Origin of the sequence: Nocardia sp. NPDC006630, assembly GCF_040611495.1 — a bacterium.
Taxonomy (GTDB): domain Bacteria; phylum Actinomycetota; class Actinomycetes; order Mycobacteriales; family Mycobacteriaceae; genus Nocardia.
The window spans coordinates 292,771-317,453 of sequence record NZ_JBEXOK010000007.1 but is presented as its reverse complement, the minus strand read 5'-3'; the positions used below and the strand labels follow the sequence as shown (position 1 = coordinate 317,453).

23 protein-coding genes are annotated in these 24,683 nt (G+C 65.1%); 11 read left to right on the top strand and 12 right to left on the bottom strand.

What is annotated here, in order from left to right:
* Nucleotides 1-83: 83 nt before the first annotated feature.
* Nucleotides 84-602, top strand: coding sequence for a nitroreductase/quinone reductase family protein (locus ABZX86_RS22770; RefSeq protein WP_355126451.1), 519 nt, complete (start codon nucleotides 84-86; stop codon nucleotides 600-602).
* A gap of 116 nt (nucleotides 603-718) precedes the next feature.
* On the opposite strand, the gene ABZX86_RS22765 is transcribed toward ABZX86_RS22770, so the two are convergent.
* Both ABZX86_RS22765 and ABZX86_RS22760 read right to left on the bottom strand, forming a co-directional pair.
* On the bottom strand, nucleotides 719-1,555 hold the full coding sequence (locus ABZX86_RS22765; protein WP_355126449.1) for an SAM-dependent methyltransferase: 837 nt from the start codon (nucleotides 1,553-1,555) through the stop codon (nucleotides 719-721).
* Nucleotides 1,556-1,742: 187 nt separating this feature from the next.
* Nucleotides 1,743-1,997: a hypothetical protein gene (locus tag ABZX86_RS22760; protein WP_355126447.1), complete on the bottom strand. Its 255-nt coding sequence runs from the start codon at nucleotides 1,995-1,997 to the stop codon at nucleotides 1,743-1,745.
* A 696-nt stretch (nucleotides 1,998-2,693) separates the two neighbouring features.
* On the opposite strand from ABZX86_RS22760, the gene ABZX86_RS22755 reads away from it, so the two are divergent.
* Together ABZX86_RS22755 and ABZX86_RS22750 are read left to right on the top strand one after the other, a co-directional pair.
* Nucleotides 2,694-3,659: a helix-turn-helix transcriptional regulator gene (locus ABZX86_RS22755; RefSeq protein ID WP_355126445.1), complete on the top strand. Its 966-nt coding sequence runs from the start codon at nucleotides 2,694-2,696 to the stop codon at nucleotides 3,657-3,659.
* Nucleotides 3,656-3,847 (top strand): DUF397 domain-containing protein, encoded by a 192-nt coding sequence (locus tag ABZX86_RS22750; protein WP_355126443.1) that lies wholly within the window; start codon nucleotides 3,656-3,658, stop codon nucleotides 3,845-3,847. The genes ABZX86_RS22755 and ABZX86_RS22750 overlap by 4 nt, the downstream gene beginning before the upstream one ends.
* Nucleotides 3,848-3,885: 38 nt before the next feature.
* Here the strand turns inward: ABZX86_RS22750 and ABZX86_RS22745 are convergent, their stop codons facing one another.
* Together ABZX86_RS22745 and ABZX86_RS22740 are read right to left on the bottom strand one after the other, a co-directional pair.
* Complete coding sequence (locus ABZX86_RS22745) at nucleotides 3,886-4,593, bottom strand: hypothetical protein (protein WP_355126441.1); 708 nt, start codon at nucleotides 4,591-4,593, stop codon at nucleotides 3,886-3,888.
* A 59-nt stretch (nucleotides 4,594-4,652) separates the two neighbouring features.
* Nucleotides 4,653-6,509 (bottom strand): ABC transporter ATP-binding protein/permease, encoded by a 1,857-nt coding sequence (locus tag ABZX86_RS22740; RefSeq protein ID WP_355126439.1) that lies wholly within the window; start codon nucleotides 6,507-6,509, stop codon nucleotides 4,653-4,655.
* 271 nt (nucleotides 6,510-6,780) lie between these two features.
* Between ABZX86_RS22740 and ABZX86_RS22735 the strand changes: the two genes are divergently transcribed.
* Nucleotides 6,781-7,791, top strand: a complete 1,011-nt coding sequence (locus ABZX86_RS22735; RefSeq protein ID WP_355126437.1) for a 1-acyl-sn-glycerol-3-phosphate acyltransferase — start codon at nucleotides 6,781-6,783, stop codon at nucleotides 7,789-7,791.
* Between the two features lie 71 nt (nucleotides 7,792-7,862).
* Nucleotides 7,863-9,371 (top strand): patatin-like phospholipase family protein, encoded by a 1,509-nt coding sequence (locus ABZX86_RS22730; RefSeq protein WP_355126435.1) that lies wholly within the window; start codon nucleotides 7,863-7,865, stop codon nucleotides 9,369-9,371.
* Here the strand turns inward: ABZX86_RS22730 and ABZX86_RS22725 are convergent, their stop codons facing one another.
* The gene (locus ABZX86_RS22725) at nucleotides 9,372-10,127 is read right to left on the bottom strand and encodes a DUF4239 domain-containing protein (RefSeq protein ID WP_355126433.1); all 756 of its coding nucleotides are present in this window, start codon (nucleotides 10,125-10,127) and stop codon (nucleotides 9,372-9,374) included. It abuts the gene before it with no gap.
* Nucleotides 10,128-10,323: 196 nt separating this feature from the next.
* On the opposite strand from ABZX86_RS22725, the gene ABZX86_RS22720 reads away from it, so the two are divergent.
* Nucleotides 10,324-11,931, top strand: coding sequence for a lipase family protein (locus tag ABZX86_RS22720; RefSeq protein WP_355126432.1), 1,608 nt, complete (start codon nucleotides 10,324-10,326; stop codon nucleotides 11,929-11,931).
* Nucleotides 11,932-11,948: 17 nt separating this feature from the next.
* On the opposite strand, the gene ABZX86_RS22715 is transcribed toward ABZX86_RS22720, so the two are convergent.
* From ABZX86_RS22715 to ABZX86_RS22700, 4 genes are all read right to left on the bottom strand, one after another.
* Nucleotides 11,949-12,308 carry a nuclear transport factor 2 family protein gene (locus ABZX86_RS22715; RefSeq protein ID WP_355126430.1) on the bottom strand — a complete coding sequence of 120 codons (360 nt, stop codon included), beginning with the start codon at nucleotides 12,306-12,308 and terminating at the stop codon, nucleotides 11,949-11,951.
* A gap of 321 nt (nucleotides 12,309-12,629) precedes the next feature.
* On the bottom strand, nucleotides 12,630-13,223 hold the full coding sequence (locus tag ABZX86_RS22710; protein WP_355126428.1) for a hypothetical protein: 594 nt from the start codon (nucleotides 13,221-13,223) through the stop codon (nucleotides 12,630-12,632).
* A gap of 381 nt (nucleotides 13,224-13,604) precedes the next feature.
* Nucleotides 13,605-14,411, bottom strand: a complete 807-nt coding sequence (locus tag ABZX86_RS22705; protein ID WP_355126426.1) for a HEAT repeat domain-containing protein — start codon at nucleotides 14,409-14,411, stop codon at nucleotides 13,605-13,607.
* A 166-nt stretch (nucleotides 14,412-14,577) separates the two neighbouring features.
* Complete coding sequence (locus ABZX86_RS22700; protein WP_355126424.1) at nucleotides 14,578-14,883, bottom strand: hypothetical protein; 306 nt, start codon at nucleotides 14,881-14,883, stop codon at nucleotides 14,578-14,580.
* A gap of 238 nt (nucleotides 14,884-15,121) precedes the next feature.
* On the opposite strand from ABZX86_RS22700, the gene ABZX86_RS22695 reads away from it, so the two are divergent.
* From ABZX86_RS22695 to ABZX86_RS22680, 4 genes are all read left to right on the top strand, one after another.
* Nucleotides 15,122-16,321: an Ig-like domain-containing protein gene (locus ABZX86_RS22695; RefSeq protein ID WP_355126422.1), complete on the top strand. Its 1,200-nt coding sequence runs from the start codon at nucleotides 15,122-15,124 to the stop codon at nucleotides 16,319-16,321.
* A 49-nt stretch (nucleotides 16,322-16,370) separates the two neighbouring features.
* On the top strand, nucleotides 16,371-16,868 hold the full coding sequence (locus tag ABZX86_RS22690; protein WP_355126420.1) for a hypothetical protein: 498 nt from the start codon (nucleotides 16,371-16,373) through the stop codon (nucleotides 16,866-16,868).
* A gap of 224 nt (nucleotides 16,869-17,092) precedes the next feature.
* Nucleotides 17,093-18,055: an NADP-dependent oxidoreductase gene (locus ABZX86_RS22685; RefSeq protein WP_355126418.1), complete on the top strand. Its 963-nt coding sequence runs from the start codon at nucleotides 17,093-17,095 to the stop codon at nucleotides 18,053-18,055.
* Between the two features lie 216 nt (nucleotides 18,056-18,271).
* Complete coding sequence (locus tag ABZX86_RS22680) at nucleotides 18,272-19,990, top strand: MFS transporter (protein ID WP_355126416.1); 1,719 nt, start codon at nucleotides 18,272-18,274, stop codon at nucleotides 19,988-19,990.
* A 92-nt stretch (nucleotides 19,991-20,082) separates the two neighbouring features.
* On the opposite strand, the gene ABZX86_RS22675 is transcribed toward ABZX86_RS22680, so the two are convergent.
* The 3 genes from ABZX86_RS22675 to ABZX86_RS22665 are packed head-to-tail and all read right to left on the bottom strand — an operon-like array spanning nucleotide 20,083 to nucleotide 22,870.
* Nucleotides 20,083-21,051: an SDR family NAD(P)-dependent oxidoreductase gene (locus tag ABZX86_RS22675; protein WP_355126414.1), complete on the bottom strand. Its 969-nt coding sequence runs from the start codon at nucleotides 21,049-21,051 to the stop codon at nucleotides 20,083-20,085.
* Nucleotides 21,048-21,860, bottom strand: a complete 813-nt coding sequence (locus ABZX86_RS22670; RefSeq protein WP_355126412.1) for an enoyl-CoA hydratase-related protein — start codon at nucleotides 21,858-21,860, stop codon at nucleotides 21,048-21,050. Before ABZX86_RS22670 ends, ABZX86_RS22675 begins: the two co-directional genes overlap by 4 nt.
* Nucleotides 21,857-22,870 (bottom strand): TIGR03617 family F420-dependent LLM class oxidoreductase, encoded by a 1,014-nt coding sequence (locus ABZX86_RS22665; protein WP_355126410.1) that lies wholly within the window; start codon nucleotides 22,868-22,870, stop codon nucleotides 21,857-21,859. The genes ABZX86_RS22670 and ABZX86_RS22665 overlap by 4 nt, the downstream gene beginning before the upstream one ends.
* A gap of 85 nt (nucleotides 22,871-22,955) precedes the next feature.
* Here ABZX86_RS22665 and ABZX86_RS22660 point away from each other — a divergent pair, with 85 nt between their 5' ends.
* The gene (locus ABZX86_RS22660; protein ID WP_355126408.1) at nucleotides 22,956-24,524 is read left to right on the top strand and encodes a hypothetical protein; all 1,569 of its coding nucleotides are present in this window, start codon (nucleotides 22,956-22,958) and stop codon (nucleotides 24,522-24,524) included.
* Nucleotides 24,525-24,683 lie beyond the last annotated feature (159 nt).

Genomic DNA, 24,683 nt, shown 5'->3' with positions numbered 1-24,683 from the left:
TATCCGCCGCTGACCGGCCCTTCGGGCTGGGCATCAAGGACTTCCGGCTCTGTCGGGATCGGCCTGCCGAATGATTCGATGAGATGGTCAGGCAGACCCCTCCGGCAAACGAGGCGATCGCGAACATGCAGAACCATCCCTATCACCAGCGATTGCGCGCGATGTATCCGGGCAGGCGCGCAGGCCCGTCCGCACGACGTTTTGCGCGCGTGTGGGCCGCCGTATTCTCCTGGGGCGTGCTGCCCCGGCGGTGGGTGACACTGGAAGTGCATGGTCGCCGCACTGGTCGCCGCACCCGCTTCCCATTGGGGATGGCCCGCTGGCAAGGCCGGTGGTACCTCGTCTCGATGCTCGGAAATGAGTGCAACTGGGTGGCTAACGTCCGTGCCGCCGACGGCCACGCTCGGTTGCGCCGCCACTCAGTCCTCGAATGCACCCTGTGCGAGGTTCCGGTCGGGGAGCGCGCACCGATCCTCAAGCAATACCTGAGCGAAGTGCCCGGCGCCCGGGCACACATCCCCGTCGACCGGCACGCCCCGGTAGAGCTCTTCGAGACGATCGCCGCGCAGTACCCGGTCTTTCTCGTCACCGCCACCGCGTAACCCTCGGAGGTGCGGCGAACCGAAAATGGTCCGCCGCAGGCCGGTCGACGGATGTGGCGCAGTGAACGGCTCTGTGGTGCAGGTCCTTTCGGGAACCCGACGAACCCCGATCAGCGCTACGGCTTGTGGCCGACGCCGCCGACTATGCAGTGGCGCACCGCGCTGAGCATGCGCAGACGCGGGCCGTCCTGCCACCAGTCGTCACACAGCACCAATCCGGGTTCGATCATCTCCAGATCGCCGAACATGGCCTGGATTTCGGGGCGGGTGCGGAAGCGGCCGCTGCCCATCGGGCTGTGGATGAACTTGTCCTCCATCTTCGCGGCCAGTTCGCTGAGCTCGGGCTCCTCCGGGTCCTGTGGGTCGAAGAAGTGCGAGATCGCCACGAACGATCCGGACGGCAGTGCGTCGATGTAGGTCTGCATCAGCGCGGCCGAGTCCTCGCCGAGGTAGTGGTGCAGCGTCCCGATCTGCAACAGGGCGATCGGGCGGGTGAAATCCAGGCTCTCGAGAACCGTGGCGTCCTTGAGTACCTCCAGCGGCTGGAAGATGTCGCAGGTGGAGATCGTGGCTCTGTTGTTCTCCGCCAGCAGCGCCCGGCCGTGCGCGAGAACCATCGGATCGTTGTCCACGTACGCCACACGAGCGTCGGGGTTGACGCGTTGCACCACCTGATGGGTGTTCTCGGCCGTCGGCAGCCCGGACCCGAGGTCGAGGAACTGATCGATTCCCGCGTTGCGAACCAGGAAGCGGCACACCCGGATCAGAAAGTCACGGTTGGCCCAGGCCAAGTCGGTGGCCTGCGGTGCGACGGTCTGCACACGGGCGAGCACTTCACGGTCGACCTCGAAGTTGTCCTTCCCGTTGAGGAACGCATCGTAAACCCGCGCGATGCTGGCACGAGTGGTGTCCACCCCCACCGGCGCCGAGCTCGGGTAGTCGGACTCGGTCATCACAGACTCCTGAGTGTGTTGTGTCCAGATCGCCACAAGTATGCGACACGAAGGCGGCAAATATCGCGCGAATGCGTTGATCACCAATAACTTTGAATGCGCGACGCGGGCACTGAGAACGTGTCCTCCCTGTCGGAAGCCCGATCTCAGAAGGCAGATTGCGTGCGGGTATCCGCCCCGACGCACATCAACGCATCGGCGAAGACCAGCCCGCATCGATCAACCGCTGCGCCAAGACCTCTGCCTGGCGAATGCCCGCTCGGAACGCCAGCGGCCAGCTCGCGAGTACATCCGGATTGGACACAAATGCGTTGAAGATGTCGATCGTGGCGGCGTCGGGACCAAATCGAACAACGGTATGGGTCATCGTGGTTGCGAGTTCGGCCCGAACCTGTTCGGGAGGGAAGTGGTGCGCCATCGCCTCGACGACCAGAACGCCCACGAACGCGGACCTCGCCGCAAACAGTCGCACGCCTCATGCAGATCCGAAGAGCGCGGTAGTTCCGGACGATCAGTGATGTGAAATATCGCCGACCAGGAACCAGTGGCGGGATCTTCTCGCTGTTTGCCGCCGTCAGTTCCTGGTGAGCGTCGTTTCAGTTGCAGGAGGGCGGAATACGGGTGTTCGGGTATGAACGCCGGTGGGAGGAGTCGTCGAGTGGGCTCTGGCTGTGGGCCTTGTCGGCGTGTCGCCACCACCAGAGCCCACTCGTGAGTTGAGTGGCCGGGCTGTGGTTCGCGGAGGAGTTCAGTTATGCCGCGCGGTGCTGGCCTCGGTGCCGTCGTCCTGCTCCCCCGCCGGCGCGGACGGCGAGGTGTTCTTCGGTGCCGAGGAGCGGGAGTAGAAGAGAGCGGGCATCACCACCGGGGTGAGCGTCGCGGTAGAAACCCCATGCGGCCCAGGCGATGACGGCGAGGCAGAGTCCGAGTATCGATAGCAGCGCCCATGTGTCCCAAGGCATTACGGCATCCCTTCAATGCTCATAGCTGATTCTTGGTTCCGATGACCTTGCGGCGGCTGCGCGCTGTCGTCGCCCGGCTTCATTTCTCAGTAGACACCGGAAATGACTCCCGAAAACGTGTACACGGTGGACTGACCACGAAATAAGATGAGGTGTCCACGGTGCACACTTCTGCCATGGACACGGCGATCGTCGACATAGCCGCAGTGGACATTTCCCCAGATAGCGAGGCTGAAGAAATGGCTGGATTGGCCGCCTCTCGCATAGCTTTCGGGTCCTACATCCGCGAGATTCGCGTGCAGGGCCAGAAGACGCCACTCGCCGCCGGGCTACGCATCGAGACCTCCCGGCAGACGATCATGCGCCTGGAGAACGGCCTGCCGACCAAGGTGAGCACGGTCGAGCTGGAGCGGCTGCTGGATTTCTACACGGCAACCGCAGAGAGCCGCGAGGAGGCGCTGCGGCTCTGGCGCGAAGTCCGCAGCGAGGAGAAAGTCGCTCAGCAGCAAGGTGATTCACGCGGCTTCTGGCAGCCCTACACCGATCAGGTGTTCTCACATTTCCCGCGCTACCTGCGGCTGGAAAGCGCCGCGAATCAGGTCACCACACACCAGCTCGTACTCGTGCACGGTCTGCTCCAAACTCCGGACTACCGTCGCGCGGTCGTTCGCATCGATGGCGGTCCAGGGTTGTCCGCGGTCGATGTCGAACGTCGTGTCGAACTCGCTGTGCGACGGCAGGGCAGGCTCGACGACCCCGACTTCCGTTTGAACTTCCTGATGTCGGAGGCGGTGCTGCGGCACCAGCCGGGCGAACCGGAGGTCATGGCCGCACAGATGCGGTGGTTGGTCGAGATGGGCCGGAAGGACAATGTCAGCATCAGGGTCATTCCCTTCGGCACGAAAGGGCATCGGGGGCTGACCATTCAATCGTTCACGCTGCTCCAGTTCCCGCGCCTGAGCACCAATGTGACGGAGTCGCCGGTGGTTTACATCGAAGGCGCCATCGGCGGGCTGTATCACGGGAGGGCCGACGTAGTGCAGGGTTATCGCGAAGGAGTCACAGCGTTGGAAGCGGTAGCGTTGGATGAAGACGACACGGCAGACGTCTTACTGAAGATTGCGAAGGAGTACGCGGCGTGAGCAGACCGCCAATCCACAAGTGGTTCAAGTCAAGTCGTTCCGAAACCGGACAGCAATGCGTAGAGGTCTACCTCGGCGACGGGGTGGTGGGAGTTCGCGACACCAAGGACCATGGCCGCGGCCCGGAACTGTGGTTCCCCGGGGAACTCTGGGACGAATTCATCGCCAGCGGTACCTGGAAGCGCTGAACTGATCTCCCGCCGTTGTCCGGCCGCAAAGGTTGGCGTTATTGGCTGGGCCGTCCCGCGACGGCGTTGTAGAGACTGTTGCGCAGCCGGTCGAACCAGCGCACTTCCCTTTCGCGCCGCTCCGCTCTGATCGCTTTCGCGGATCCGGCCGGGTATCGCGAACGGGCCCAGGGTGATTGGGGCTGTGCCAGGCGTACTGCGCCCACCACACCCAGTATCGGGATGAACAGTGCGAACAAGCCTGTCCAGATCTTGCCCTTCAGCATTGTCAGCACCGCGAAGGTGCCGTGGAAGAGCACCAGGCCGGCGACGACCTGCCAGCCGCGGAAGTTGTCGGTGATCCCCAAAGGTGTTGCGCCGAGCAGCATCAGGGCGCATACCGCTACGCCGATGACGACAGCATCCACCGACACTCGCCCCTGCTCGGACCAGTACACATCTTTCAGATCCAGGATCAGCGCGAATTCATCGAGCACCAGTGCGGTGCCGACACCGAACAACCCCGCGAAGATCTCCGGCCACGGCGAGTGATCGCCGATCGGACTGAAAACGCCGAATCCGGCCGCGATCATGAAGACCACACCGAACACCATGTGGTGAATATGCTTCCCGCCCGGGGTGATATTGCCCGGCCACCACGAAACACCGGCCCGAATCATCCGCACGCTGAATCGAATGAAGATGAACGTGCTCACGAACATCAGCAGCACGATCGCCAGCGGTAGTTTTCCCGGCAGGACGATCATGCGCTCGAACCATCCGTCTGCGGCTGGGGCCGCAAACAACACTTGCCCATTCAGTGGAATCATTGCGGCCCTTCAGAATTCGGCAGATACGCCCATCCACCGCCGCCTGCGAGTTCCAGGCGGGCGCTGTGATGCTGGTCGACGGTGCGGCGGTGCGCGGTGCTGATCACGATGAGGTCGGGCAGTTCGGCCCGGATCAGGGTGTAGAGCGCGAATTCCAGGCCCTCGTCCACGGCGGAGGTCGCCTCGTCCAGGAATACCGCCGCCGGCCGGATCAGAATGATTCGCGCGAACGCCAACCGCTGCTGCTCCCCCGTCGACAGGATGGCCGCCCAGTCGGCTTCCTCATCCAACCGAGCCGCCAACTGACCGAGTTGCACCTTGATCAGCGCGGCAGACAATTCCGCATCCGTCGCACTGGTGGGTGCGGCGGGATAGGTGATGGCCGCGCGCAGGTCACCCAGCGGCAGGTACGGCAGTTGCGAAATGAACAGTGTGCCGGGAGCCTGCGGTCTTCCGACGAGACCGCTTGTGTAGGGCCACATTTCGGCGAGCGAACGGAGCAGCGTCGTCTTACCGGTCCCGGAAAGCCCCGTGACGACCACCGCATCCCCGGCACCCAGCCGCAGATTCAAATCCTCGACCAGGATCACCCCGTCCGGCCGATAGACATTGACCGTGCTCAGCTCCACCGAACGATCCAGGGCACGCACCCCGATCTTGGGCAGCTCGCGGGATCGCTCGTTCGCCTCGAGCAGACCCTCGAGCCGGAGCAGCGTCGCACGAAATGCCGCGAAACTGCTGTAGCTATTGCGGAAGAAGGACAGTGAGCCCTGGATCTGCCCGAATGCCGCACCCGTCTGCTGGACATCACCGAGAGTCAGCGTGCCCGCGAAGAACTTCGGCGCCTGCAGCAGCCACGGCAGCACCCACGCCGCCTCGGTCGCTGCCTGATTCCAGCCGATGAACCGCGTGGTGAACACCACCAGGCGGCGATAGATTCGCAGCACCTCCGCGAATCGCGCACGCAGGCCAAGCCTTTCGGTAATCTCGCCGCGATAGAACGCGACCCGCTCGGCATTGTCACGCAATCGGACCAGGGCATAGCGGAAATCGGCTGTCGCGGCCTGATAGTCGAAGCCGAGCTGAATCAGCGGGCGGCCGATCCAGAACGCGACCGATGTCGCCACCAGTACGTAGCCGAACACCAGAAAAACCATCGCCCTGGGGATTTCGACCCCGGCAATGCCCAGCGGCCCCGACAGATCCCACAGAATCCGGGTGAAGGACACGACCGACACCACCGCGGTGATCGCTCCCAGCGACAGGGACCGCGCACCGGCGATCATGTCGCCGACATCCTGCTGAATACGCTGATCGGGGTTATCGATCGGCTCGGCGATGAACCGGCCCCGGTAGTAGGCCTGATCGTCGATCCACGCCCCGGTCATGCGCTCGGTCAGCCAATCACGCCAGCCGATCTCGAATATCTGACCGAGATAGAAGTCCAGCTGGGTCCGCACCACCTCGATCACCGCGAGCACCCCGAAGACGATCAGCGAATGCCAGAACGCGCGTTCCGCGCTGTCGAGCGCACCGCCATCCCCGTTTCCGATTGCCGCGGCCGAACTCTGCAGCGCCGAGAACATGTCATTGCCCTGATAGGACAGCAGCACCTTCACCCGGACCGACAACACCGCGCTCACCAACAGCACACCGGCGAACGGTATGGTCCGCAACGCCTCCCGGCCGGTGAAATACGCACCCGTGACAAGACGGAAGTGCCTGCCCCACTGGGTAATCCGTAGCAGCAACGCCGCCACCAATAAGAAAACAACCCCCGCGATCACCACCGCGATGAGCAACCACTGCGCCGAGGCGACCAGCTCATCGCCCCAGTCGCGCGACGCATCCACAGCGGCCTCCGATCGAATCCGGCATCGTCGTCAGGCAATCGAGAATCCGCTCGCAGGCGTGAGCGCACGCCAACAATAACTTCTACCTGCACAAATCCAGCGGATGCCGCGAGTTTCAGGAGTGCATCGTTGAACCGTTGAATGTGGCCGGGCTATATGCCGAACCTTTTATATCCGCCTCGCTCGGCTTACGTACCGCCTGTTTGTAGTGCGACACGCGACCTGGCATCAGGTCCCCGGTTCGCGCCGCCGCCATTGATATCACTTGGACATGACTCCGCTACTACCGCGTCTGGCGACGGTCGTCATCGGCGGAATCCTGTTGATTGTCGGCGCGCCTTTCCTGGTGATCGCCCGACTGGTCGTAATGGTGCCGGGGGTTCCGAATGCGGTGCGCAACAGAGCGCGTCTGCTGTTGCTCGGGGCCGCATTCTTGATCGTGTACGAGCTCGCGGGTAGTTCGGGAGTCGAGGGCCAGCGATTCGGGCGGCAAGGCGGCTGCGACCGACTCGCGGCCCTGAACCAGCGGTTCTACGGCCGGGGTTTCGCGGTGGCCGGGATCCGGCTGGTCTGCGCTCCGCCGCCGCGCATCGCGGTCGATCGGCCGGTGATCGTGCTGGCCCGGCACGCCGGGGCGTTCAACAGCGCCCTGATGGCCCACCTCATCGCCCGTGATCTGGGCCGGGACACCTACACGATCGCCAAGCGATGCGCGGCGATCACGCCGGGCCTGCGGGATGCGTACACCGCGTCGGGGGTGGTGTTCTGCCAGTTCGACAGTGCGGGAAAGGCTTTGGCGCTGCAGCAATTGCAATCTCAGGCGGTCGGCGCGCTGCCCACCGACGCGCTGCTGCTGTTCCCGGAGGGCACGAACTATTCGGCCAAGCGGTGGCATCAGGCCATCGCGACCTTGCGAGCCAATGGACGGCACACCCAAGCCGAGCAGGCCGAGCAATGCCCGCATGTGATGCCGATTCATCCGGCGGGCGCCTGGATGCTCGCCTCCAGCGCGCCGACCGCGGACGTGGTCGTGCTGGCGCAGACCGGGCTCGAGGATCTCGCCACCGAGGGGCTGGGATATCCGCCGAGTGGGCGCGGCGAGGTGAATGTCGGATGGTGGCACATCCCAGCCGATCAGGTGCCGCGTGAGCGTGACGCCTTCACCGCATGGCTCCTCGAGCAGTGGCGGGAGGTCGATGCGTGGATCGCAGCGACACGGCAGCCGGAGGCCGTGGAACACGCTCTGCCGCTACAGCATTCGGCGACACCGATTCCGAGATAGCGAATACTCATCGGCTGCGCTTCACCGACGCACAGGGTTTCACCGACATCCAGGAAGGAACCGGAACCACGATGGCAGACCCGGACACCACAGCAGACCCGAGGGCGCCACACACCGCCTTTGTCCTCGGTGGCGGCGGCATGCTGGGCGGCTACCAGGTCGGTATGTTGCGTGCGCTGCTGGAGCAGGGCATTACCCCGGACTTCGTCGTCGGCACCTCGGTCGGGTCGATTCAGGGTGCGATCCTGGCCGCGGACCGCACCCTGAATGCCGTCGAGGCCCTGACCTCGTTCTGGCACGACGCTCTGACGAAGAAGGTCATGGGTGTCCCGCTGCGCTCGGTGCTGACGAACCTGGTCCGCCTGCGGCCCGCGCTGGCCACACAGGACGCGTTGCGCGAAGTACTCGAGCGGCATGTCGGTTCGAACACCCGTATCGAGGACCTCGCGGTGCCCTTCCAGTGCGCGGCAGCCTCGATCGAACGTTCCACCGCACGCTATTTCGACTACGGGCCGTTGGTCCCGGCACTGCTGGCCTCGAGCTGCATCCCCGGATTATGGCCGCCATTGCGTATCGGGGCCGAGCACTACATCGATGGCGGCGTGGTGGAGACCGTGCCGTTCACCCGGGCGGTTTCCTTCGGCGCGAAGGAGATCTACGTGCTGCGACTGCGACAGCGAGAGCTGCCGTTGAAAGTGCCGCGTCTGCCTTGGCAATTGGGGCAGACGGTATTCGAGGTCTCGCGGCGACACCGCCTCGGGCAGGTCATCAACCTGCGCCCGCCGGGGGTGACGGTTCATCTGCTGCCGACCGGAGAGGATCTGCTCGAACCACCGGACACCGGGCTCTACACCACGGTCCAGCAGCAGCTGGAAGTCTTCGACCGCCGGGTCACGGCCGGCTATCAGAGCACACTGGATTACCTGAATGCCACCGACGAGCGCAAGACCGCGACCATCAGGTCTCGAACCAGGGAGCACACCTCACCGCGCCACCACCTCGGGAATGGTCACCGAATCTCCTTGTCCCGCCCCACCTCCGAGCTCGTTCGGGCCAAGCTCGCGAGGTTCTTCGATCTGTTCGATATCGACGGCGACCAGCGCGTCACCGGCACCGAGTACACCCAGGCAGCGGACCGGATCTGCGCCGCATTCGGCTGCCCGATCGACAGCGCCACCGGCGGGCGATTGCATGCGGCGTTCGCCGAATTCTGGGCCGGGTTGTGCCGCGAAGCCGGCTTCGACACCTCCGCCGAGCTCGAGCGCGACCAGTACGTCGACGCCCTCGCCCGGCTCACCACCGACCCGGCCGATTACGACGCGAATGTGCTGCCCGCGATCGCCGCGATCCTGGCCGCCGCCGACCAGGATCGCGATGCGGTGCTGAATGTCGACGAGCTGCGTTCGCTGCTCACCGCACTGCGCGTCGACACCGCCGATATTCACGCCGTCTCGCTGCGGCTGGATACCAATAACGACGGTGTGCTGAGCATCGACGAGCTCGACGAGGCGTTCTGCGACTACTTCACCAGCGAGGAACCCGGCGCACCGGGAAACCTGTTGTTCGGCGCCGCACAGTAATCAGCGTTGCGGAGGCAGGCCGCGCAGGAAGATCTCGAATGCCTCCGGCCCGACCGCTATACCGCCGCCGAATGGTTGATCGAGCATCTGGATCAGTGCCATCACCAGCACGACAAGCAGCGCCAGCGAACTCCCGAGCAATAGATGCGTCCAGAATTTGGGCAGTCCGAATACGAAGGTGAATCCGACGGTCACCGCGGCCCCCAGCGCCAATCCCATCCACAGCACGGTCGGCACATTGTGGCCACTCTGACTGAGTCGTTCACGCCGCGCCGAGGCGAGGTCATTGACGGTCGAGAGTGAATGCTCGTAGATCGACTGCGTCTGCGGGGTATCGGTCGGCAAGGCATTGATCTGCTCGCGCATGCGATACACCAGCGCGGTGGCCTCGGGGCTGTATTCGCCGCGGCCCAGCCCGGGCCATTCGTCATCGATGACCACTCGCGCGTATTGCTTGGTGGTCGCTTCCAGATCGCGTCCGGCTTCCGCCGGCAATGCACGGGTATTCCAGTACAGCGCGCCGAGTTCGTTCGCCTCGGTGAAGGTATTGGCCCTCGCCTCCTGCAAGGAATTCCACTCGTTGACCACAACAAAGGCCAGCAGCACCGCATACAGTGCGCCGACCGTCTGGAAAACCATTCCCGCGACCTCGTTGTGCTCGGCCGGTGCACCATGCCGCAAAGAATGCCGCATGAGCATTACGCCGCCGCCTACGGTCACTACCGGTACCAGCATCGCAATCGACGCCCACGACATCGACGATCTCCCTGCATCGAAGGAACCGAGTCTGCTGTCGCGGAGAGACGGTACCTGCGCGCATTGCCGGTTCCGGGCAACCCGCCGGGAATGTCGGAATCGCGAGGATTCCAGTCGGTCGCACCACTACAATTCCTCCGAGATCGCGTTACCGCAGTTCGGCACCGACAGCACCGGCCACGAAACGGAGCGGACGATGATCACAGCGGGAAACCCGTTGCAGGACACTGTTTTGCATCGAGCGGGAACCCTGGTTCGCAGCGAGGACCTGCCGACCTCGTTCTGGCCCGGCCATACCGCGGCGGGTTATCGCGTCTGGTACCAGGGAGTCGGCTACGACGGTTCGGGCCGGATCGTCTCCGGATCGGTATTCGTGCCCGCGGGCGACCCACCCCTGGACGGCTGGCCCGTGGTCAGTTACGCGCACGGGACAACCGGGTTGTCGGACCGAACCGCTCCGTCCATAGCCGGTTTGTCGCGACCGGAGAGCCGCCACGTAGCCCTGTGGCTCGAAGCCGGATACCTCGTGACCGTCACCGACTACGAGGGCCTGGCCTCCCCCGGGCCGCATCCGTATTTCAACGGTGAGGCCGCCGCCGACGATGTTGTCGATATCGTTCGAGCCGCCCACCAACTCGGCCACCCGCTCAGCCCCCGCTGGGTTGCGGTCGGCTTCTCCCAGGGTGGCCATGCTGCGCTGTTCACCGGGCTGATGGCGACGAAATACGCTCCAGAGCTCGACTTTCGAGGAACTGTGGCGCTGGCTCCGCCGGTGGAACTGCCCTTGATCATCAGCCTGCAGACCACCGATGACACCGCCGGCGTCACGCTGTTTCTGCCCTACCTGCTGGCCGGGCTTCGAACGACCCGCGGCCTGGCCACCCAGGACTTCATGACCGGCCTGGGTCAGCGGCTGCTCGAACTCGCCGAGCACGCGCCGGTCCGCGATATCCACTATGCGGTCGCGGTTTTGACCAACCAGGACATCGGCACCACCGGTCTGAGCGGGCGGCCCGGCGTCGAGGAAATGCTCAGCGCCTGCCGGGTTCCGTCCGCACGATTCGATCGACCGGTGATGCTGGCCGCCGGGACCGCCGATGATGTGCTGCCCATGGAGGCTGTCACGCGGTTTGCCGCCGCGATACGCAGTGCGGGAACCGACATCCAACTGACGACCTGCACAGGAGCCGACCACACGGGCATGTTGTCCGCCGCACCGGAAATGCTCGACTGGGTCGGCACGCTCATGACCGCCACGACGGCTGCGGGTGCATCCGAAACAGGAAGCGCCCGAAGCGGATTCGGTTTGCTCGACATCACCGGCGATGGGTACCTGATGGCCGATGACTACGAGGCGTTCGGGTTGCGGTTGGTGCAGGCGTTCGGCGAAGCCGTGGGCTCACCCAAAGCGACGGCCGTGCGAGCGGGTTACCGCGCCCTCTGGCGATCGATGGCGGCCATGGCGGATGCCGACGGTGACGGGCGCATCACCCCGTCCGAGTTCCAGTCCTGGCTCGAAACACATTGGGACAATGAAGAATTCGATCGAAGCATCACCCCGCTGGCGCAATCCGTCATCGACCTGGCCGATACCGACCGCAACGGCGTACTGGATCGAGACGAACTGATCGCCCTGCTCATCGGCTGCGAACACTCCCCCGCCGAAGCAACAGTCCTCTTCGACCGCCTGGACATCGACAACTCCGGCACGATCACCACCGACGAGCTGATCACCGCCATCCGCCAGTTCTGCCTGGACCCAACCCCCGACAAACCCGGCGCCTGGCTCTTCGGCCGATTCTGATCAGCCGTATCGAACCGTCATTCAACCGTACTTGCATGCGCGGCAATAATCCGCCACCCACGCGTGTCATCGTGCAGCCAGGTGCGTGTATACCGCATCCTCGCCGCGAACGGCGCCCCGCCCACAGTCCCCTCGACCGAGCCGAGAAACCAAGTCACACCGGCACTCCCATCAACAAGCACGGTGAGTTCCTCCTCCACCATCCTCGTCACCACCTGCGCCCGAGTGCGATGCATCTCCAGATCATCCGCCTTGGTATAAACCCCCGCCCCGAACGTGAAAATCAGCCGATCATCCAGCAACCCCTCCAGCGCCCCAACATCCCCGGCAACCTGCGCCGCCTGCAACCTGCGCTCCGCATCCGCCAAATCCTCCACACCTCGCACCCTACCGCCCGAAACCCCAACCGCGCGTTGAAGTCCTGGCAGGAGCGATGCCCATTGCCCACAGCGCTGCGGCGGGATCTCTCATCGAGACGGTGAAGCGGCGACCGCTGCTCGAACGTAATCGCAATGCGGGACCCGCATTCAGGGCCAGCAGCCATCCGCGTTTCGGTCGCCACGTCACGCCTATCGTGCTCCACAGGCCGCCAGGCAGATCGATGATCTCCGCATGGACGATGTCGGCTCGGGCAAACGTGACCCGAGGGAGCCGAGCACCTCGGCCTTGCTGTAACCGTTGACACGAGCGAGTTCGGTTCAGAACTTGCCGGTGTGGTGTTCGATTCGGTGTCCCAGTTGCGCAGCGAATTCGGCGATGAAGTCGTCGGAGAGGGGTGGCCAGCCCCAGAAGTCGAAGGCGAGGGTGCCCAGGGCGAAGTCGTCTGCCCATTGCCAGGTGGTGATGGGGCTCGGGGTGGTGCAGGCGGGGCAGAGTGCCGCGCCGGTGCCTGTTTGTTCCCAGGTGTCGATTGCGTCCGAGAATGGTTGCCACACAGCGGGATCGGCTTCCCATTGTTGCGGGTAGTCGATGATCACGGTGGTGACCTGGCAACCGGGGCAGGTTGCGGAGGCCGGTTCGATGCCGCCCTGGCCGGGGTAGTGGGCGTGGCGTCCGACAATGACGGCTACGGGGCCGGGGATCCAGTCGGCACCCCATTCCTGGGTAATCTGCGGCCAGTCAGGGCCCGGCACATAGCCCTCTTCGGCATGGAGGCTGTACATCGCATCGCGCGAGGTCTCGCGAAGCAGCCATCGCCGCGACACCATCCAATCCACCATGCCCTCGGCAAGCGCGGCCGCATCGGCCGAGGTCACATCAAGGTCCACAATTCTCTCGAAATAATCACCCACCCCCGCATCCTGCCACCAGCCGCGCGATCCTTCGAGAACGGCGATCCCCTGCCGAAATCGCATGCGCCGCTATCGGTGAATTGCCCAGGGCCGACCAGGAACTGGTGGTGGGTCATCTCGAAGAATGCCGCCATCAGTTCCTGGTGGGCGTTATTTCGGTTGCAGGAGAGACGGATACGGGGACTGCGGCGGCCTGAGCGGTCGCAAAGTTCACCAGCACGGTGAAATATGCCGCTCCAGGGCGATCTTTGACCACTCAGGCCGGTTCCGCGCTATCCGCACAATCCACGATCATCAACGCGAGCACGCACTGCCGGCAGCTGTATGACGTACTGTCCGTTGACCTTCCGAGGCGCCGCGCACGGAGCTCGGGAATGCTGCCTAACTGGCGGCGCGGGCTGCGATTGCGGCTTGGATTCGGCGTAGGGTGCGGAGGCCTTTTTTCGCGGCGACGCTGACCATGCCGTCGAAGACTGTTGAGCCGCGGTCGTGGGCCATGAGCCGTTCCAGGGTTGGTACGGCACGGTCGTCGCCGGTTGAACCGAGGGCGACTGCTGCCCAGTAGCGCTGGTCCGGGTCGTCGCTGGCGGCCGCTTCGCACAGCCTCGGGATGACGTCGGGGGTGAAAGTGGCCAGTGCACTGGAGATATAGCCGATGCGGTAGTAGCGGCGGTTCTCGAATTCGTCCCATAGGGCGGCGAGGGCGGCCTCGCCGCCGATCATGCCGAGGGATTCGGCGGTGCGTTCGCGCATGCCTGCGATCGAGTCACTCAGTCCGGGAATGAGTGCGGGGACGACGGATTCGTCCCCGAGCGCGCCCAGGGCGATCACCGCTTGCTCGCGAGCGATCTCCTGCGGGTGGTCCAGCATTGCGACCAAGCCGGGAACCGCGTCGTGGAAGCCGAGCGCCGCGCAGCCCATCGCCGCCCAGGCCTGGCAGTTGTATCGAGTGTCGGACAGGGACTCGAGCAGCGGCGCCTTCAGACTGTCGTCGCCGAAAACTTCCGCCCGGTTCAGCGCCAGGCTGTAGAGCGCCAGGTGGTAGTCGCGATAGTCGCGCACCAGCGCACGCAGTACTTCCTTGGCGGATGCGTCGCCCTCAGCAGCCCGCGCGAGCAGGAGCCGCAGGTTGTCCTTGCGGGTCTCGAGATCGCCGTCTTTGAGGAGTCGTGCATCAGCTGGGTTCACCGCCCAACGGTACCTGGCGGTGATCAGGTCCCCCCGGCCACGCTTCGGGCCGTCAGTGCCGCCCGAAATGTCGCATACCTGACCCGCGCGATCCGGCTGCCATCCGCCCGGCATCTCAGCTCGCGTGCTGCGCCGAAACCACTGCGGCCCTTGGGAAGCCGACTTCCTATCCGAGATCTCCCAGTGCGCCCATGGTTTCACGGTAGGCGAGCAGATGTTCCAGGAATGGCTGGGTGTTGTGCTCGCGCAGGCGCCGCAGCGAGCCGGTGTCGGTCATGAGATCGGGGGTCGGGGACAGCTCCAGCTCGTCGAACAGAATCACCTGGAGTTCGAGCTCGGAGTAGAGGTCGACGTCTCTGCCGATGACAGCGCATGCTGCGCGGTGGTGGGAAGCCGCCTCGTTCAGCAATTGCTGACGGCCGGCCGGTGATGTCGAGATCAGAGCCGATGGACCGCAAACGGGTTCGCTCATGCCCTTCATCAATACTCCGCATCCCCCTCGAAAAGGCAGCGACACGCACGACGTCCCCGCCCGGACTCGATCACGCCAATCGACTCCGAGGGCCATTACCGGGCTGTGACCAGCAGAAACGGCAGACGGGCCCAAACCTCGTGTGGTAGCCGGAGAGACTGTGGCCTACCGTGATTGGGGTCGGCATCTGCCGGTTGAGGATTGTTCGCGAATTTCGGCGGCGTACAAGGTGGAGACGATGACGGACATGCGCGGGCGCAGATCACTGCTGGTGATGTCGACTGCATTGGCGGCGGTCGCCATACTTATCGGCGCGTGCAGCAGCTCCAACTCGAGCACATCCACCCCGACGGGGTCCGCGATCACGGCCCCGGCGAAGGTCGATGTCCCCGCGGCCGACCACGGCCCGGTCAACCCGTCCGCACCGATCGTGGTGAATGCGACCGATGGACTGCTGATCAGCGTGACCGTCACCAATACGGCCGATGGCAAGGCCATCGCCGGTGATCTCGCGCAGGACCGGCGGAGCTGGACATCGAAGGACCCGCTCGGATACGGCGCGAGCTACCTCGTGACAACGAAGGCCGCCAACAGCGTCGACGTGACGAGCGACAGCACGGCGACGGTCACCACCATCACTCCCGCGAAAACGGCCTACGCCAACGTCGTTCCGGCGCCCGATGTGGTGAGCAATACCGGGATCGGTGTCGGCCAGCCGATGGTGTTCCAGTTCACCCAGGCCGTCGCCAATAAGGCTGAGGTGCAAAAACATCTGAAGGTGACCGTCACTCCCGATCAGCCGGGCGCCTGGTACTGGGTCGACGACAAGGACGTGCACTACCGCGCCGCCAACTACTGGCAGCCGGGCACCAAGATCCATATCGAGGCCGATGTGCTCGGGGTCGACCTGGGCGACGGCGTATTCGGTGCGGAGGACAACAGCGCGGACTACACCGTTCATGACGCGTGGGTCGCCAAGGCCGACGGAAATACCGAGCAGCTGACCATCTTCGACAACGGCCAGCAGGTGAATCAGATGCCGATGAGCCTCGGCTCCCCCGGCTTCCCCTCGCACGAGGGCCCGCACGTCATCTCCGACAAACAGCCCTCGATCGTCATGGACTCCTGCACCTACGGCGTCTGCGCAGGTCAGTCCGGCTACTACAAGGAGACCGTGGCCCTGGACGAGCGGATCTCCAACGACGGCGAATTCGTCCACTCCGCCCCCTGGTCGGTCGGCCAGCAGGGCAGTAGCAATGTTTCGCACGGCTGTGTCAATCTCGCGCCCGCCAATGCCCAGTGGTTCTTCGACCACTTCGGCATCGGCGATGTCGTGGAGATCACCAACTCCGGCGGCCCGACACTTCCGGTGTGGGACACGTACGGTGACTGGGAAGTCCCGTGGCAGCAGTGGCAAGCAGGCAACGCGGGCAACTGAACGCCCTGCCCATAAGGAACATTCGTTGCGCTGGATGGAATCGCGAGATATGTCGATCATGAGAACACTGCCCCTGCTCACCGCGCTCGCACTGACCGCCGGAGGCCTGGGCCTGACCGCGACGGCCACCGCCACCGCCGCGCCGGCCGACTGCCTGTGGGCGAGCGCCGCCCACCCGCAGGGCGAGACGGTCGTCGCGGGCGGTTCGAACTTCACGTGCACCACCGATGCCGCGGGTCCGCGCTGGGTCCAGGGACAGGCGACGAGCCAGCCGAGCACCGTGCCCACTCCGGGCGCCGACTCGAATCCGGCGGGACTGTTCAGCGCCGGCGCGCGCCAGCCCGGCACCGATTACGACGACGATTGCGTCGGCGATCAGCTGGTCATGGGTGTGCAATACACGTTCGAGGCCATTGCGGAGGGCGGCGGACTGTACTGGAAGTCCGTCGGACCCATCTCGCAGTGGACCTTCGACCCGGGTGTCAATTGGCCGACCGAATCATCGCGTGATGCACTGCTGGCCTGCCACGCAGGATCGATGCAGTAACCGGAGTTCCAGCACGGCCCGGCCGGCCAGGCCGGGCACGAATCCTCCAGCACTTTCTGAAGTTGCGTTCCACGCAACTATTCCTTGCTGATGTTGCGCTGCAGGTCATGGCCCGGCGGGTCAATACTGATTCTCAGGAAGTCTCGCTCTCGACGAGACAACCGAGGGTCCCGCCACCCACTACGGGCAGTGCCGACCGCAACCCATCAGACAGGAGTTCAACCATGCCCAGAATCGTGCGTCCGAGCACCTATGGAACACCCGATGTGCTCACCGTGATCGAGGTGCCGACTCCGCGCGCGGCCGCCGGCGAGGTGGTCGTAGAAGTCCGGGCCGCAGGGGTCAATCCAATCGACTGGAAGCTCTACAGCGGCGCGTTCCACACCGTGGACGAGGACCACAAGGATGCCGCCGGAATCGCCGCCTCGATGCCCTCGCTCGGCCTGGAATGCGCGGGCGTCGTCACCGAGGTCGGTGCGGATGTCACCGGCGTGCAGGTCGGAGACGAGGTCATCGTGTACCCGGTGACAGCCGCCTACGCGGACTACGTCACGGCTCCGGCCACCTCGATCTTCGCCAAGCCCGCCGAAATCGATTGGGCCCGAGCCGGATCGGTGATGCTCACCGGTACCACCGCCGTCCACGCGCTGCACGCCGCCGGCGTGGGTGCCGGTGACACGGTGCTCGTCCACGGCGGCGCAGGCGGGGTCGGCCTGATGGCCGTCCAGCTGGCCGCCGCCGCGGGTGCGACGGTGATCGCCACCGCCGCCGAACGCAACCACGCACTGCTGCGCGAACTCGGAGCCAGCCCGGTCGTCTACGGCCCCGGTCTCGCCGACCGGGTGAAATCCGCTGCGCCGCAGGGCATCACCGCCGCAGTCGACTTCGCCGGTACCGACGAGGCACTCGACGTCTCACTGGAACTGGTGCCCGACCGCACCCGCATCGCCTCGATCGCCGGATCACCACGACGCGCCGAAGCCGGCATCAAGGTGCTCGGCTACGGCCCGGGACAGGACGCGGGCACCGAACTCCGCGCCGCCGCCCGCGGTGATCTGATCGAGCGAGCCGCCTCCGGCACATTGCGCATCCTCGTCGACACCACCTTCCCCCTCGACCAGGCCGCGAAAGCCCACGAGGTCGGCATCGCCGGCCACGCACCCGGCAAGCTCGTACTGATCCCCTGACCGCCACATCCGCGAGAGTGCGGACCGTCAACACGGCCGTGATACTTTCCGGCTCCGAGCTGCGCTATTCATGTCCAGTTCTATTCCGAACAGTCATATTTCAAAGAAGCCCGCATTCCCGAGTCCCGCTGAGTGGAATCACCCGCAGCAGGCCAGGTCAGGGATATGACACGTTTCACGCCGACGTGTTACCCACCCCCTTCTGGAGGACGCTTTATGTCCACCTCGCTCGACAATGCGGTGCCTCCGAGCCCCGAACTCGACGATTCCGCTCGGCTCGACGGTGCATCCAAACTGAGGATCTATTCGGTTCTCGCCATCATCGTGCTGTTCACCGAGATCTCCCCCATGCAGTACGTGATGGTCGCGGCGGCGCTGCGGCAGATCGCGCCGTCGTTCCCCAGTGAAGGCGCCAATATCAATTGGGCCATCATCGTTTTCGGCGTCATCGGCGCCGCGGTGTCCCCGCTGATCGGCAAGCTCAGCGATATCTACGGCAAGAAGAAGCTGTTCCTGGTGTGCGGCGTGCTGTTCCTGATCGGCACCGTCATCTGCGCCGTCACCAGCAACTGGGGACTGTTCCTGCTCGGCCGCGGCCTCGAGGCGACCGCCATCGCGACCACGGTGGTGTCCTACGGCCTCATTCGAGACCTGATGCCGCGCAAGCTGGTTCCGGTCGGCCTGGGCATCGCCTCGACCGGTCTGGGCATCTCCGCGCTGATCGGCCCGCTGGTCGGCGGTTACATCACCGATCACTACAGCTGGCGCGGGATGTTCTGGTTCCTGTTCGTCTTCACCCTGATCATGATTCCGCTGCTGATCCTCGTGGTGCCGGAGAGCAGATTGCGGACCCCGCAGCGACTCGACGTGCTCGGCGTGGTCCTGCTCGGCGCGGGCGCCACCCTCACGCTCATCTATCTGGACAAGGGACAGGACTGGGGTTGGCTGAGGCCGGCCACCCTGGCCTGGCTGATCGGCGGTCTGGTGCTGCTGGCGCTCTTCCCGATCGTGGAAATGCGTGCGCGCCAGCCGATCATGGATATGAAGCTGCTGTTCACCCCGCGCGTGAGCGTGGTGCTGTTCATCGCGCTGCTGGGTTCACTGATGATCGGAGTCCAGTCCTACGGGCCCAGCTACATGATTCAGTCGCCGCCCTCGTCCGAGGTGGTCGCGCAGGCCAAGGCGGCGACCTATGAGCAGGTGAAGACACAGGCGCTCGCACAGGCGCAGAAACAGGCCGAGGCACAGGCACAGGCCTCGCTTCCGCCCGGTGTCACACTGCCGCCGGGTGCGGTGAAGGTCCCGGAAGCCGCAGTGCTGGAACAGCTTCCACCGGATATGGTGCAGGTCAAGCTGGATCCGGGATACAGCTACGGCAACGGCTTCAGCCTGATGAAGTTCGCCACCCATGTCACGCTGCCGCAGTCGCTGATCTCCATGCTGTTCGGCTTCCTGGGTGGATTGTGGGTGCGCCGCGTCGGCGGGCGCCGGCCACTGGTGGTCGCACTGGCGGTGTTCGTCGTCACCGGTTTCGGTTATGCCGCACTCGGACACGGCTGGGTGACGATGGCACTGCTCGGCGCCGTCATGGGCACCGGCTTCGCCATGTACTACGCCACCATGCCGAACCTCATAGTGGAGGCGGTGCCCGCGGAACAGCAGGGCATCAGCGCGGGCATGCTCGGCGTCATGCAGGCCATGGGTGCGGGCATCGGTATCTCGGTGGCGACCGCATTCTTGAACGCGAATCCGGTCAAGGCGGTGGTGTCGGTGACAGGGGCGCCCACAGTGACTCAGAATGTCCCACTGTTGTTCTCCGACAGAGGATATGAGCTCAGCTTCTACTTCGTAGTGGCCACCTCGGCGATCGCGCTGATCGGCGCGTTGATCATGAAGTCCGGGCGCACACCCGCCACCGGCGGTACCGCGTTCTGATCACATCGCAAACTGAATAGGTATGGCCCGGAGGTGATTCACCTCCGGGCTACTACAGTATGAATCAGATTGTGCTGCTGCCGCTTTCGCCGTCAGCGCTGCGCGACCAGCCGGGTGGACAGTTCCCAGAGCTCGTGTGCGGTTTCCGGGTCGGCGGCGTGCCCGGCAGCTTTTCCGATGCCGCAGTCGGCGAGGTAGGCGCCACGGTGCCGATCCAATTCCATTGCGGTGGCGGCCCATACCGAGGTCGAGGCGGCCTGCTCCAGGGATTTCGGATTGGCCAGTCGCCCCGGAATGCGGACGGTGAGTTGTCGCATTCGGTCGAAGTCGTCGCGAGACATGAAGCGCGCCAGTCCCGTAATCGCGATTCCCGGGTGCACGGCGTAGGCGGCGACCGGAGCGTCCGCCATACGCCGCTGCAACTCGACGGTCATCAGCACGTTCGCCGCCTTCGATTGCGCGTAGGCGGCGAACTTGTCGTAGGGCCGCTGGAAGAATTGCAGATCGTCCAGATCGATCGGGTAACCGCGGTGCGCGTCGGAGGACAGTGTGATCACACGGGCCGGGATGCCGGTCCGGGCGCCGGTGGCGGCCAAGAGTGGGAGCAGTTCGGTGGTGAGCAGGAAATGCCCGAGATGGTTGGTGGCGAACTGGATTTCGAGGCCACGCGCGGTCCTGGTGAGCGGTGTATACATCACCCCGGCGTTATTGATCAGCAGATCCAGTCCCGAGCGCCGGAATGCCAGAATTCCCGCGGCGGCGCGCACGCTCTTCAGGTCGGTCAGGTCCAGGCCGATGACATCCAGATCGGCTTTCGGGTGCAACTTGCGGATCCAGCAGGCGCGCGAGACCGCGGCATCGAAATCGCGGGCGGCGAGCACAACGGTGGCCCCGGCCGCGGCCAGCGCACGGGCGGTCTCGGCGCCGAGCCCGCTGGTCGCCCCGGTCACCAGGGCGGTGCGCCCGGTTAGGTCCACCCCGTCGAGCACCTCATCGGTGGTTCGCACCGCTCCGTCGAGAGAGGTTCTGGGCACGCCACCGAAGTCGGGAGAGGTGTTCATGAATCGGGAAGGTCCTTCCATTCGGCCGACAGCCGCGCCGACCAGACCGGATCGCGGTGTTCCAGGAGTGCGTGTACGCCTTCGGCGGCGTCGGGGCGGCCCATCACCCGCAGGTGCAGCTCGGTTTCGAGCTCCGCCACATAACTCGGGTGATAGCCGTGAATCGCGGTGTCCCACAGCAGTCTTTTGCACAGTGCCGCGGACATGGGCGCGGTATTGACTGCCATGTCCCGGGCCGTTTCCAGCGCGGCGGGGAGCACGTCGGCGGCGGGCAGGCAGCGCGAGGCCAGTCCGAGGCGACAGGCCTCGGCACCGTCGAAGGTCCGGCCGGACAGCAGAATGTCCGCGGCCACGGCCATGCCCGCCACCCGGGCCACGGTCCAGTGCGCCGTGGCATCGGGCAGGACTCCGAGCCGGACCTGCGGAATGGCATATCGGGCGTCAGCGGCGACAATGCGGATATCGGCCTGCATGGCCAGGGTCATGCCGATACCGATGGCATGACCGTTGACCGCGGCGATCACCGGCTTGCGCAATGCGTACGCGGGCGGATCGACCGGCGAGGCGGAAAACGCCGCGCTGTCCGGACTTCCGAAGGTGTCCCCGCCGCCGGAGAGATCGGCGCCGGCGCAGAATGCCGGTGCGGCGCCGGTCAAGACCAGTACGCGCACCGAGTCATCGGCATCGAGTTCCCGGTAGGCCTGCCCGAGGGCGCGGCCCATCGCACTGGTGAAGGCATTGCGCCGCGCCGGCCGGTTCAGGGTCAAAACCGCTACCCCACCGGCTATTTCGACAAGCAGGTCGCTCATACGCCGGCCTGCAGTGCGGTGATCAGGTCCGCCACATGTGCGGCCGATACGTCGTATCCCGGGAAATAGCAGCAGATTCGGTCGGCGTAGGCCCCGAATCGCTCGACGATCGCGGTTGCGCACTGTTCGGGCGTGCCATAGACGGCCAAGGTTTCGAGCATGCCGTGGTCGATGAGTTCGGTCATCGCGGCGATCTGGCCACACTTGGCGAGATCGCGCAATTCCGGTTGCAGCTCACCCCAGCCCTCCACATCCAGGACCGGGCGATACGCCGGAGTCGAACCGTAGAACGCGAGCAGTCGCCGCGCACCCTGGGCAGCGGCTTCCAATTCGCCGCGGGTGCGGCCGGTCGCCACCACCACCTGCGGGTAGATCGCCAGGTCCGCGGCGGTACGACCGGCGCGCGCCAGCCCCTCCTCGATGGCAGGCCGAGTGCGTTCGGCGAAGTGGCGGGCGCTGTTGAACGGCATGACCAGCAGCCCGTCCGCGACCTCCGCGGCGACGCGGGTCATGATCGGGCCGAGCGCACCGAGGCAGATCTCCGGCAGCCCATAGGGATTCGGGCCGGGGTCGAAGGTCGGCGGCATGAGGGTGTGCCGGGTGAACTCCCCCTCGAAACGCAGCGGGTCGCCGGTCTGCCAGGCCGCGAGAATCGCCTTGACCGCCAGCACCACCTCCCGCATCCGCGCCGCGGGCCGCGACCATGTTCCGCCGTAACGCTTTTCGATATGCGGCCGGGTCTGCGAACCCAGACCCAATCGAAACCGGCCGCCGCTGAGCAGGTGCAGGTCATAGGCCGCGTGCGCCAGATGCAGCGGACTGCGCGGCAGGGCGATGGCGACATTGGTCATCAGGTCCGTTCGGACCGCGCCCGCGGCCAGTGCGAGCGGGAGGAAGGCATCGTGCGCACCCTCGAAGGTGAACAGGCCGTCGGCCCCGCAGGCCACCAGTTCGGTTGCGCGAGCGGATATCTCGCCGGGCCGCCCGTCCAGCTGCAGATCGACTCTCACTATTACATAGTACCATGTTACGTTATTAAGAATGCGTCTGAAGTACCACTGAGCAGGAAGGCGCCCTCATCGGTGAGGGCATGACATGAGAGTTCCCCCAGCCCGCCGCACCCGGCGCTATCTGGTGATCACCGCGGCCGCGATCCTGCTCCCCATGGGCACCGGACTCGCGCAACCACCGCTCAGCTCCCCCGACTCCGTACAGGAGTTGGACGACATCGCGAATACCGCTGTGCCGCGCGCGAAATGCGGCGACGGTGCGCTCGCCGAAACCGGCCTGCAGGGCGATGTCTCGGCCGCCGACCGCAGTAGCGGGCGCAGTACGGCCGGCTACAGCTGCAATATCGTTCGCCTGGGCGGATATGCCGGGCGCGGTGGCGGCATCACCTCGACCAGCTTCGATCACTGTGCGTACATGGGCAGCTTCTTCCCTGGCAATATGGTCGGGCCCACCAATGGCGTGCAGGTCCTCGATGTCTCCGATCCGGCGAATCCGGTACTCACCGATACGCTCACCGCCCCGGCCATGCTGGCCGGCACGTGGGAGAGCCTCAAGGTCAATGCCACGCGAAAGCTGCTGGTGGGCACCGGGGTTCCGGCAATGACCGGGTACGGCCTGATCTCGATCTACGATGTCTCCGACTGCGCCCATCCCGTCCTGCTCAATCCCGGGCCCGGCACCGATCTGTCCATGCTCGTCCCCCTGACCGGTCACGAGGGCGGGTTCTCGCCGGACGGCAGGACCTACTGGTCCTCGGGCGTCATCCCCGGCATCGTCAGCGCGGTCGATCTCACCGATCCGTCGCAGCCGCATGTCATCTGGCAGGGCATGCCGGGTTCGTCCATGCACGGCATGGGCTTCAGCGCCGATGGCAATCGCATGTACCTGGCGAACAATATGGGCGGGATGAGCGTGCTCGACACGAGCGCTGTGCAACGCCGGGATCCGGATCCGCAGGTACCGGTGCTGTCGCAGACCACCTGGACGGACGGGTGGGCGACACAGCACGCCATCCCGGTCACCTATGGCGGCAAGCCCTATGTCTTCGCCGCCGACGAGGCCGGATCCGGGGGTGTGAAGCTCATCGACATCTCCGACGACAGCCGGCCGCGCGTGGTCAACTCGATCAAGCTGGAGATCAATCTGATCGAAAACCGCGCCGGGGCAATCGCTTCCGATATGGGCGGCTCGATCTTCTCCTACGACTCGCACTACTGCGCCGCCGACCGCGCCACCGATCCGACGGCGCTGGCCTGCGGCTGGATCTCCTCCGGCATCCGAGTCTTCGATGTGCGTGATCCATTCCATGTTCGTGAGATCGCGTACTACAACCCGGGCGCACTCACCGGGCACAACACCGAACTGTGGAACTCGCCGCATGCGCTGGCCTCCATCATCGGACTCCCCCTGCTCAGTGCGCCGTCGGTCATGCAGGCCCTGAATCAGGGCGCGTTCGATCCGGTGAAGGCATTGAGCTCTCGCAGCGGACAGGTAGCCTTCGGCGATCTGTCCACGGACTGGTGCATGTCCCCGCCGGAATGGCACGGCTCGCAGCTGTGGGCCACCTGCGCCGACAACGGCTTTCTGACCCTGCAATTGTCACCGGACGTGTATTCCCCTCCCGCCGACCAACTTTCGACGGTCGGCTCCTGACACCGCCCCCTGGTGGGCCGCGCTCCCACCAGGGTCCGGGTCTTCACGGTGGCGCCAGTTCCACCGTGTCTGCTCCGGGCATTCGATCGGTCCTCGTCAGAGGAGACGCTGATCGAATATCCGGATCTCGGCCCAGCTTGCGAGCCCCGGTGACCAAGC

Coding starts and splice junctions, on each gene's coding strand:
- ABZX86_RS22770 (WP_355126451.1), top strand. CDS start 84: ATGGTCAGGCAGACCCCTCCGGCAAACGAGGCGATCGCGAACATGCAG.
- ABZX86_RS22765 (WP_355126449.1), bottom strand. CDS start 1,555: ATGACCGAGTCCGACTACCCGAGCTCGGCGCCGGTGGGGGTGGACACC.
- ABZX86_RS22755 (WP_355126445.1), top strand. CDS start 2,694: ATGGACACGGCGATCGTCGACATAGCCGCAGTGGACATTTCCCCAGAT.
- ABZX86_RS22745 (WP_355126441.1), bottom strand. CDS start 4,593: ATGATCGTCCTGCCGGGAAAACTACCGCTGGCGATCGTGCTGCTGATG.
- ABZX86_RS22735 (WP_355126437.1), top strand. CDS start 6,781: ATGACTCCGCTACTACCGCGTCTGGCGACGGTCGTCATCGGCGGAATC.
- ABZX86_RS22730 (WP_355126435.1), top strand. CDS start 7,863: ATGGCAGACCCGGACACCACAGCAGACCCGAGGGCGCCACACACCGCC.
- ABZX86_RS22725 (WP_355126433.1), bottom strand. CDS start 10,127: ATGTCGTGGGCGTCGATTGCGATGCTGGTACCGGTAGTGACCGTAGGC.
- ABZX86_RS22720 (WP_355126432.1), top strand. CDS start 10,324: ATGATCACAGCGGGAAACCCGTTGCAGGACACTGTTTTGCATCGAGCG.
- ABZX86_RS22700 (WP_355126424.1), bottom strand. CDS start 14,883: ATGAGCGAACCCGTTTGCGGTCCATCGGCTCTGATCTCGACATCACCG.
- ABZX86_RS22695 (WP_355126422.1), top strand. CDS start 15,122: ATGACGGACATGCGCGGGCGCAGATCACTGCTGGTGATGTCGACTGCA.
- ABZX86_RS22690 (WP_355126420.1), top strand. CDS start 16,371: ATGTCGATCATGAGAACACTGCCCCTGCTCACCGCGCTCGCACTGACC.
- ABZX86_RS22685 (WP_355126418.1), top strand. CDS start 17,093: ATGCCCAGAATCGTGCGTCCGAGCACCTATGGAACACCCGATGTGCTC.
- ABZX86_RS22680 (WP_355126416.1), top strand. CDS start 18,272: ATGTCCACCTCGCTCGACAATGCGGTGCCTCCGAGCCCCGAACTCGAC.
- ABZX86_RS22675 (WP_355126414.1), bottom strand. CDS start 21,051: ATGAACACCTCTCCCGACTTCGGTGGCGTGCCCAGAACCTCTCTCGAC.
- ABZX86_RS22670 (WP_355126412.1), bottom strand. CDS start 21,860: ATGAGCGACCTGCTTGTCGAAATAGCCGGTGGGGTAGCGGTTTTGACC.
- ABZX86_RS22660 (WP_355126408.1), top strand. CDS start 22,956: ATGAGAGTTCCCCCAGCCCGCCGCACCCGGCGCTATCTGGTGATCACC.